Raw genomic sequence first — 4,865 nt, 5'->3', positions numbered from 1 at the left:
GAGCACCTCGCCGGCGCCTGCTAGTTGTTCTTGCACTGGGCCAGGGCCTACTTGGCGGCCACCGGCAGCAGGCCGGTTTCGGCCAGGATCCCGCGGATCGCGGCGGCCTCGGAGGCATCCAGCGACGCCATCGGGGCGCTCATGGCGTTATTGGCGATGATGCCCAGTTCCACCAGGGCGGTCTTGAAGGCGCCCAGGCCCGCAGCCCCTGGCGACACCCGGGAAGCATCCGGGGTGTAGACGATGTCGAAGACGCGGGCCAGGCGGTCCTGTTCGGCCGCGGCGCCGGCCCAATTGCCGGCCACGGCCAGGTCGAACAGGCGGCGGTAGCCGGCTGGGTCCACGTTGCCCAGGCCCGGGACCACGCCGTGGGCTCCGCCCAGCAGCGCCCCGTCCACGACGACCTCATGGCCGGTGAACACCGAGAAGCCCTCGATGTCCTTGGTGGCCAGCAGCAGCTGGCGGAAGGACACGTCGTCGCCCGAGGAGTCCTTCACGCCCACGATGGCGCCGGACTGCGCCAGCCGGATGGCCACATCCAGCGGCAGCTTGTGGTGGGTGCGCACCGGCACGTCGTAGGCGAAGATGTCGACCTGCAGGGCGTCGTGGATGGCGGTGAAGTGCGCTTCGATCTCCGGGCCGTTGGAGATGGCATAGAACGGGGTGGTGACCACCAGCGCGTCGGCGCCCAGGGCGATCAGGCGCTGGCCCTCGTCGATGACGCGGGCGGTGGTCTGCTCGCTGGCACCGACCAGCACCGGCACGCGGCCAGCGTTGGCGGCCACGATCCGGGCGAGTACCGCGTCGCGTTCGGCATTGGCCAGGTAAGGCACCTCGCCGGAGGAACCGAGCACGAACAGGCCGGCCACTCCCCCGTCGATCAGGTGTTCCACCACGGCATCCAGGCCGGCGGCGTCAATGGCGCCATCGGCGGTGCGCGGGGTGATGACCGGCGGGATGACGCCGGAGTACTTCGGGTTGTTCGTGTAAGCCACGGGGATTCGGTCTTTCTCTAGGTGCCGCAATTGCGGCGATTGGTTAGTGCTCCAGCAGTGCCGGGGCAGCACCCAACAGGGTGCGGGTGTAGTCATTGGTGGGCGCGTCGAATACCTGTGCGGCATCGCCTCGCTCGACGATTTGCCCGGAGTTCATCACGCAGATGGTGTCCGAAACATAGCGCACGGTCTGGATATCGTGGGAGATGAACACCATGCCCAGGTTCAGCTCGGATTTCAGGTCGGTGAGCAGGTTCAGCACCTGTGCCCGCACCGAGACATCCAGCGCGCTGGTGGGCTCATCGGCCACGATCACCGCAGGTTCCAGGGCCAGCGCCCTGGCGATGGCCACGCGCTGGCGCTGGCCGCCGGAGACCTGGCTGGGCAGGGCCGAGGCCGCCGAAGCCGGCAGGCCCACCACCTCAAGCAGTTCCAGCGCCTTGGCCTTGCGCGAAGCATCGCTGCCGATGCCATGCACGCGCAGCGGGTCGGTGAGCGTGTCCATGATCGGCATGCGCGGATTCAGCGCGGTGGCCGGGTCCTGGAAGACCACGCCCACGCTGCGCCCGAACTCCTTGCGGCCCGCGGCGTTGCGCTTGCCCACCGGCTTGCCGTTGAACAGCACCTGCCCGCTGGTGGGTTCCTGCAGTCCCACCAGCACCGAGGCCAGGGTGGACTTGCCGCAACCGGATTCGCCCACGATGCCCACGGTCTGCCCGCGGTGCACCGCGAAGTCCACCCCGTTGACGGCCTTGATCAGGCGCGGGGAGAACAGCTTGCCGCCGCGGATCCTGTGGTGCACGTGGATATCCTGCAGCTCGATGATCGCGTTGCTCATTTGCTGGCTCCTTGAAGGTGGCTGCCATTGCCCTGGTGGCTGGCCCAGCGGTGCTCGCTGCCGGCGTCCACCGGGACGAAGGACAGGTGCTGGTCCGGGTCGGCGCCGGCACGCTGCGAACGCTCGGCGAAGCGGTCGCCGGCGGCGAAATCGTACGGGCTGGGGACGGTGCCCGGGATCTGGTGCAGGCGTTCGGCCTTGGACTCGATGGAGAGCACCGCGCCGAGCAGGCCCTGGGTGTATTCGTGATGCGGGTCCGAGAGCACTTCGCTGATCGGACCGGACTCCACCACCTGGCCGGCGTACATCACGGTGACCCGGTGGGCCAGCGAGGCCACCAGTGCCAGGTCGTGGGAGACGAAGACCATCGCGAAGCCCAGCTGCTCGCGCAGCTCGTTGAGCAGGTCGACCACCTGCTTCTGCACGGTGACATCCAGCGCGGTGGTCGGCTCGTCGCAGACCACCAGCTTGGGGCTGCGCGAGAGGGCCATGGCGATCAGCACGCGCTGGCGCTGGCCGCCGGAGAGCTCATGCGGGTAGGAGCGCAGGGTGCGCTTGGCGTCCAGCTTGACCAGGGCGAGCAGTTCCTCGGGGGTCTTGCGCCCGCCGCGGCGGGTGAGCTGGCGCAGCTGGTCGCCGATGAGCATCGAGGGGTTCAGGCTGGACAGCGCGTCCTGGTAGACCATCGCGATCTGCTCGCCGCGCAGGCCCTTGTAGACCTTGTCGTCCCCGGCCCGGGTGCCGCCATCGGAGGTGGCCGGCAGCAGTTCCCTGCCCTCGAAGGTGATGGAACCGGAGAGCTGGGCGCTCCCCGGCAGCAGGCCCATGATGGCCAGCGAGGTGATGGACTTGCCGCAGCCGGATTCGCCCACCAGCGCCATGGTTTCGCCCTCGCGCACAGCGAAGGAGACATCCTGCACGATCGGGGTGTCCCCGTAGCGCTCCGGGAAGCGGATGGACAGGTTCTTGACCTCCAGGATGGTGCGCGGCGCGCCCTGGGAGGTATCGAGCACCAGGCGGTCGGTGCGCTGGGCCTCGGCCGCTGCCAGCAGGTCCAGTTCCCCGCGCAGCCGCTCGGCGGCCTGCGGGTCCGCGGCCGCCTTGGCCTTGGCCAGCGCAGGCTCGCCGTTCTTCTTCGCCTGCTTCCTGGCCGAGCCCTTGGTGTTCACCAGCGCATCGGTCATGCCTTCGGCCAGCATGTTCAGCGCCAGCACGGTCAGCAGGATCACCAGGCCGGCGAAGGTGGTCGCCCACCACGCGCCGTTGAGCACCAGGGTGCGGCCGTAGGAGATCACGTTGCCCCAGCTCGGGGCCGGGTCCTGGATGCCTGCACCGAGGAAGGACAGGGATGCTTCGAGGATGATGGCGTCGGCCACCATCACGGTGGCGAAGACCATCACCGGGGCCGCGCAGTTGCGCAGCACGTGGGTGCCCAGGATGTAGAAGCGCCCGGCGCCGATCACGCGTTCGGCGCGCACGTAGTCCTCGCCCCATTGGGCCAGCACGTTGGCACGGACCACCCGGGCGATCTGCGGGGTGTAGATGATCGCAATGGACAAGATGATCACCGGCAAGGTGTTGCCCAGCGAAGCCAGCAGCGCGGCGGCCAGGGCGATGCCCGGGAAGGCCATCACCATGTCCATGATGCGCATGATCGTCTCATTGGCCCATTTGGCGCTGGTGGCGGCCAGCGCGCCGAGCAGCCCGCCCATGACCAGTGCCAGCGCCACCGACCCCAGGCCGACCAGCAGCGAGGCTTGGGCGCCGAAGAGCAGGCGCGAGTAGATGTCGCGGCCCAGCCGGTCGGTGCCGAAGAAGTGCTCGGCGCTCGGCTTCTGCGCCGGGATTCCGGTAGCCAGCGGGTCATGCGGGGCGATCAGCGGGGCGAAGAGGGCCACCGCGGCGATGGCCAGCAGGAAGGCCAAGGCGATTTTGGAGCCTGCCGGCAGCGCCTTGAAGCGGGCGCCGGACTCGGAAAGGCGGTTCACGAGGTTGTTGCGTGGGGCCATGATGCTCATCCCTACACCGTCCTAATTCGCGGGTTGATCAGCAGGTAGAGCAAGTCGACGATGATGTTCACGAGCACGAAGGTGATCGCGATGGTCAGCGTGACGCCCTGGACCAGGTTGGTGTCCTTGTTGGTAATGCCGTTCATGATCAGCTGTCCCATGCCGGGCAGGGAGAAGATCATCTCGATGACCACCGCACCGCCCAGCAGGTAGCCGATGCGCAGCCCGAGCACGGTCACCGGGGTGACCAGGGCGTTGCGCAGCACGTTCTTGGAGATCACTTCGCCGCGCGGCACGCCGTTGCCTATGGCGGTGCGCACGTAGTCGCGGTCCAGTTCCTCGACCATCGAGGTGCGCACCACGCGGGTGAGCGAGGCGGAGACCGGGATGGCCAGGGCCAGGGCCGGCAGTGCCATATGCAGCAGCCAGGTGCCCGGGCCCGATCCTTCGGGGGCCGCTCCTCCGGAGGGGAACAGCGGGCTGGAACCCAGGGCGAACCACTGGATGAGCAGGATGCCCAGCCAGAAGGACGGGGTGGCGATCGCCGCGATGGAGAAGATGCGGACCAGCTGGTCCGGCCAGCCATCGCGGTACAGTGCACCGAGCAGGCCGAAGGCCAGCGAGATGACCACGGCGATGACCACGCCCAGGAAGGTCAGCTGCAAGGTCAGCGGGAATGCGCCGGCGATCATCTGGGAGACCGATTGGGCTGGCGGGGTGGTCAGGCCGAAGTCCAGGCGGATGAGCCGGCCGATGAAGCTGATGTACTGGACCACCAGCGCGTCGTTCAGGCCGCGTTCCTCGCGGTAGGCCTCTTTGGCGGCCTCGGAGGCGCCCTCGCCCAGCGCGGAGGTGGCTTCATCGCCCGGGGCCAGCTTCATGATGATGAAGACCATGGCGGAGATGCCAAGGACCATCACCGGCAGCGCGGCCAGGCGGCGTAAGAGCAGGTTGAGGAAATTCCCCATGGAGTAGCTCCGTCGAGTATCGAAGTGTGCAGGTCATTGCGCTGGGCGGGGCGGG

General features: G+C 68.3%; 4 protein-coding genes. All 4 read right to left on the bottom strand.

Features of this window, described 5'->3' with window-relative positions; translation table 11 throughout:
- Positions 1-47: 47 nt before the first annotated feature.
- The 4 genes from ACNPN0_RS13050 to ACNPN0_RS13035 are packed head-to-tail and all read right to left on the bottom strand — an operon-like array spanning position 48 to position 4,810.
- Positions 48-995 carry a dihydrodipicolinate synthase family protein gene (locus ACNPN0_RS13050; RefSeq protein ID WP_400342364.1) on the bottom strand — a complete coding sequence of 316 codons (948 nt, stop codon included), beginning with the start codon at positions 993-995 and terminating at the stop codon, positions 48-50.
- A gap of 43 nt (positions 996-1,038) precedes the next feature.
- On the bottom strand, positions 1,039-1,833 hold the full coding sequence (locus ACNPN0_RS13045; RefSeq protein WP_332488897.1) for an ABC transporter ATP-binding protein: 795 nt from the start codon (positions 1,831-1,833) through the stop codon (positions 1,039-1,041).
- A complete protein-coding gene (locus ACNPN0_RS13040) occupies positions 1,830-3,851 on the bottom strand; it encodes an oligopeptide/dipeptide ABC transporter ATP-binding protein (RefSeq protein ID WP_442904010.1) in 2,022 nt (673 codons plus the stop codon). The genes ACNPN0_RS13045 and ACNPN0_RS13040 overlap by 4 nt, the downstream gene beginning before the upstream one ends.
- 2 nt (positions 3,852-3,853) lie before the next feature.
- Positions 3,854-4,810 carry an ABC transporter permease gene (locus ACNPN0_RS13035; RefSeq protein WP_332488901.1) on the bottom strand — a complete coding sequence of 319 codons (957 nt, stop codon included), beginning with the start codon at positions 4,808-4,810 and terminating at the stop codon, positions 3,854-3,856.
- Positions 4,811-4,865 lie beyond the last annotated feature (55 nt).

The organism is Glutamicibacter sp. AGC84, from assembly GCF_053543575.1.
The sequence above is the reverse complement of the archived record's forward strand: the minus strand, read 5'-3'. Positions and strand labels throughout refer to the sequence as shown.